Annotated in this window: 1 protein-coding gene; it reads right to left on the reverse strand. The window is 67.0% G+C overall.

All coding sequences use genetic code 11. The annotated features are described in order from the left end of the window. Positions 1-2,593 (reverse strand): DUF5801 repeats-in-toxin domain-containing protein (locus FJ973_RS31120; RefSeq protein ID WP_246675990.1); only part of this gene is annotated, 2,593 nt, incomplete at both ends.

Below are 2,593 nucleotides of genomic sequence, written 5' to 3' on the forward strand. Positions count from 1 at the left end.
GTGGTCGCCGTCTCGTCAAGCGCTACCGTAACGCCGGTGGCGGCGACAGCCGTCACCTTCGGCCCGTCGTCGTCGAAGACGATCTTGGCGCCGATGGCGAGCGACTGGCTGACTGTGTCGCCGTCGAAGTCGGTGACGGTGACCACCGCATTGATCTTGCCGGAGAGGTTGACCGGCTCGTCATAAGAGCCGCCCGAACCGTTGCCGGCCAGCGGATGCTGCAGCGACAGATATTGTGCCGTCGAGATATGGCCGGTCTGGGCGACCGAGACCGCGAAGGCAATGGCGCCGCCGGGATTGGCCGTACCGTTCGCGTTGTCGACGCGGCCGACGATCAGATTGCCTTCCTTGAACAGTGAGATCTCGTGCCCGTCGGTCGTCTTCAGGCCCGAATCGGTGCCTGGCTCTGCAACCGCAAGGCTGAGCACGGCCGCGCGCGGCTCGTCCGTGCCGGGCAGCGAGCCGAACAGCACCACCGGCAGGTTGCCATGCGCATAGCCCAGGCTTGCCGGGCCCAGTCCAAGCGAATCGAACTGGTGCGCGACCGAGGCGCTGCTGGTGTCGTCGTTCTGGTTGCCCGCCGTCTCGTCATGCACGACCGACACGCCTGTCGCGGTGATGAACACCTGCGGCACGTCGTCGACCACGGTGACCGTCGCCTTGCCGGTCAGCGTCACCGTATCGCCGTCGCCGTCCTTGGCCTGGAACACCGAGCCGAGGTCGATGCCGGCCACGCTGCCGCTGCCCAGATGCGTCTGCAGCGCGGTGTTCTGGTCCGATGTTCCGGTCGGCGGTGTGACATGGTCGAGTTGGTCGAACTGGCGCACCACGAAGGCGCCGCTCGAGGCATTCAGCGTCACCGTCATCACGGTGCGGTCGCTAAGCCCGTTGTAAGCGCCGTTATGGTTGCTGTCGACAAAGCCGACCAACGTGTTGCCCTGGACCGCCCAGCTCAGCTCTACGCCCTTCGACGACAGCCCGATGGCCGTCAGGTCTGCGGCCGCCGTACCGGTGAAGCCGAAACCGCCGCCGGCGGCCGGGCCGTCGGCGCCGAAGTCGACAAGCCCGTTCAGCGAGCCGGATGCGATCGCCGCACCCAGCGGGAACTCCGTGCCCGAACCGTCGCCGGACCCGTCATAGGGCGAGGTTCCCTGCGACAGCAGGCTGGCAATGTCGTCCTCGTCGATCGTCACCGGCGCGGCATGGCCGCTCAGGACCTTCGGCCCATCGTCCTCGAAGACGATCTTGGCGCCGATGGCGAGCGACTGGCTGACTGTGTCGCCGTCGAAGTCGGTGACCGTGACCACCGCATTGATCTTGCCGGACAGGTTGACCGGCTCGTCATAAGAGCCGCCCGAACCGTTGCCGGCCAGCGGATGCTGCAGCGACAGATACTGTGCCGTCGAGATATGGCCGGTCTGGTCGACCGAGACCGCGAAGGCGACAGCGCCCTTGTCGTTGGGTGTGCCATTGTTGTTGTCGACGCGGCCGACGATCAGATTGCCTTCCTTGAACAGTGAGATCTCGTGCCCGTCGGTCGTCTTCAGGCCCGAATCGGTGCCTGGCTCTGCAACCGCAAGGCTGAGCACGGCCGCGCGCGGCTCGTCCGTGCCGGGCAGCGAGCCGAACAGCACCACCGGCAGGTTGCCATGCGCATAGCCCAGGCTTGCCGGGCCCAGTCCAAGCGAATCGAACTGGTGTGCGACCGAGGCGCTGCTGGTGTCGTCGTTCTGGTTGCCCGCCGTCTCGTCATGCACGACCGACACGCCTGTCGCGGCGATGAACACCTGCGGCACGTCGTCGACCACGGTGACCGTCGCCTTGCCGGTCAGCGTCACCGTATCGCCGTCGCCGTCCTTGGCCTGGAACACCGAGCCGAGGTCGATGCCGGCCACGCTGCTGCCGCCCAGATGCGTCTGCAGCGCGGTGTTCTGGTCCGATGTTCCGGTCGGCGGTGTGACATGGTCGAGTTGGTCGAACTGGCGCACCACGAAGGCGCCGCTCGAGGCATTCAGCGTCACCGTCATCACGGTGCGGTCGCTAAGCCCGTTGTAAGCGCCGTTATGGTTGCTGTCGACAAAGCCGACCAACGTGTTGCCCTGGACCGCCCAGCTCAGCTCTACGCCCTTCGACGACAGCCCGATGGCCGTCAGGTCTGCGGCCGCCGTGCCGGTGAAGCCGAAACCGCCGCCGGCGGCCGGGCCGTCGGCGCCGAAGTCGACAAGCCCGTTCAGCGAGCCGGATGCGATCGCCGCACCCAGCGGGAACTCCGTGCCCGAACCGTCGCCGGACCCGTCATAGGGCGAGGTTCCCTGCGACAGCAGGCTGGCAATGTCGTCCTCGTCGATCGTCACCGGCGCGGCATGGCCGCTCAGGACCTTCGGCCCATCATCCTCGAAGACGATGGTCTGGGAGATGTCGGCGCTTTGTGTGACGTGGTCGCCGTCGCCGTCGGTCGCCGTGACGGTGACCGAGACCGAGCCGGCGCCGAGCGCGATGCCCTCGTCGTTGCTGCTGGTGTCGGGATGCTGGAGCGAGACGTATTGCGCAACCGCGACCTGGCCGGTGGCGGCATCGACATGCAGGGCGAAGG

The organism is Mesorhizobium sp. B2-1-3 (assembly GCF_006442495.1).
Taxonomy (GTDB): Bacteria; Pseudomonadota; Alphaproteobacteria; order Rhizobiales; family Rhizobiaceae; genus Mesorhizobium.